At 34.4% G+C, this 2130-nt stretch carries 2 protein-coding genes; both read left to right on the top strand.

From position 1 onward, the window contains the following. Window positions 1–865, top strand: an 865-nt coding sequence (locus V7P59_RS12725) for a PorP/SprF family type IX secretion system membrane protein (RefSeq protein WP_333810530.1), incomplete at its 5' end; no start/stop codon positions are given. Window positions 866–885: 20 nt separating this feature from the next. Beyond that, window positions 886–2130: cell envelope biogenesis protein OmpA (locus V7P59_RS12720; RefSeq protein ID WP_333810529.1), on the top strand; the 1245-nt coding region annotated here is incomplete at its 3' end.

The following is a 2130-nucleotide window of genomic DNA, read 5'->3' as shown; positions in this document are numbered from 1 at the left end:
TGCCCAGCAAGATCCACATTATACGCAATATATGTATAACATGAGTGTTATGAATCCAGCTTATGCTGGTAGTAAGGAGAATTTATCGATGGGAATCCTATACAGAAAGCAATGGGTTGATATTGAAGATGCGCCTACTACAGGTACGTTTTTTGGTCACAGTCCCGTTGGTAAGAATTTAGGTTTGGGTTTATCGGTTATAAAAGATAAGATTGGTCCAGTAGAGGAGAATAATGTTTACGCTGATATTTCTTACACTTTAAATTTAGGAGGTGAACACAAATTAGCCTTTGGTATAAAAACGGGTCTTACTTTACATAAAGTAGGATTGTTTGATGAAGTTTATCCTACATTACCTGATGCAAATGACCCTGCTTTTTCAGAGAATACGAACAATTCGTATTTTAATATTGGATCAGGATTTTTCTATTATACCAATAAATATTATTTAGGATTATCAGTTCCTAATTTAATGAAGTCGAAGCATTTAGATTTCAATGGTAGAGAATATGGTTCAGAGGTATCGCATTACTTTTTAACAGGAGGATATGTTTTCGATATCAATGAGAATGTGAAGTTCAAACCGTTTTTCATGATGAAATCGGCTTTTGGAGCTCCCACTTCTTTAGATTTGTCAACAAATTTCTTGTTCAATCAAAAGTTTGAGATAGGGGCTACGTACCGATTAGAAGATAGCTTTGGTGCTATGGTAAATTATGCGATTACTCCAAATTTAAAATTGGGTTATGCTTACGATCATATTGTTTCAGATTTGAAAGTAACCACACCATCATCGCACGAGATTATTTTATTATTTGATTTGAACTTCCCGAAAAAAGTATCAAGTTCACCAAGATTCTTCTAACCTAAAACGATCTAAGTACAATGAGAAAAATATATGTAACATTAAGTTTTGTGATGGTAAGTGGAATACTTAGTGCACAAAACCAATACACTAAAACAGCAGATAAATTATTCGATAGATACGAATATGTAGATGCTGCAAAAGAATATTTAAAGTTAGCCGAAGGCAGTAAAGCGGATTCTTATGTTTATAAACAATTAGCGGAGAGTTATTACAATGTTTTTAATACAAAAGAAGCAGTAAAATGGTATGCCAAAGTAGTAGAGCAAAAACAAGATGCGGAAACGTATTACAAATATGCTCAAATGCTAAAGGCAGAAGGCAACTTTAAAGAAGCCGACAAACAAATGCAACAATTTGCGCAATTGGCACCAAATGATCAAAGAGCTAAAGCATTTGTGAGCAAACCCAATTACCTTCCTGAGCTAAAAGGACAAACAAAATTATACGATATTGTTAAATCGGATGTAAGTAGCGATAAAACAGATTTTGGAGCGGTACTTACTAATGATAACAATGTATATTTTGCCAGCTCAAGAAATACTTCAAGAAAAACTAATGGATGGAATGAAGAGCCATATTTAGATATCTATAAAGCTACTTATAATGCTAATGGTACTATTAGTGATGCAGTAGCCGTAGACAATCTTAATACCAAATGGCATGATGGCCCCGTAACGGTTACTAGTGATGGGAACACGATGTACTACGGTAGCGAGAGTTTTAATGAAAAAGAGTATACCAAAGACAAAGCAAAGAATGCAAAATTTGGAAAAATCTACCTTTACAAAGCAACCAAAGAAGGCGATAAATGGGTAAACAGTAAGCCGCTTCCGTTTAATAACAAAGCGTATGATGTACGAAATCCTAGTATTAGCAAAGACGGAAAAACCTTGTATTTTTCATCTAATATGCCAGGCGGCTTTGGAGGAGAAGATATTTGGAAAGTATCCGTTAATGGAGACGAATATGGTACACCAGAGAACTTAGGAGCAAAAGTGAATACAGAAGCAAACGAGAGTTTTCCATTCATTACAGATGACAATATTTTATTTTTCTCATCCAATGGTAAAACAGGTTTTGGAGGATTAGATGTTTTTAAGATAGATTTAAACAAAGGTTCAGAAGCTATAAATGTGGGCGAACCTGTAAACACCTCAAAAGATGATTTTGCATTTACTTACAATACATCAAAAAGAGTAGGTTTCTTCTCAAGTAATAGAGATGGGGTGGACAACATCTACAAAGCAGATCCAGTATGTAAT

The sequence above is a fragment of the Flavobacterium sp. genome (assembly GCF_036782315.1).
Taxonomy (GTDB): domain Bacteria; phylum Bacteroidota; class Bacteroidia; order Flavobacteriales; family Flavobacteriaceae; genus Flavobacterium.
Note: the sequence above shows the minus strand (reverse complement) of the source record. Positions and strands in the feature narration are given on the sequence as shown.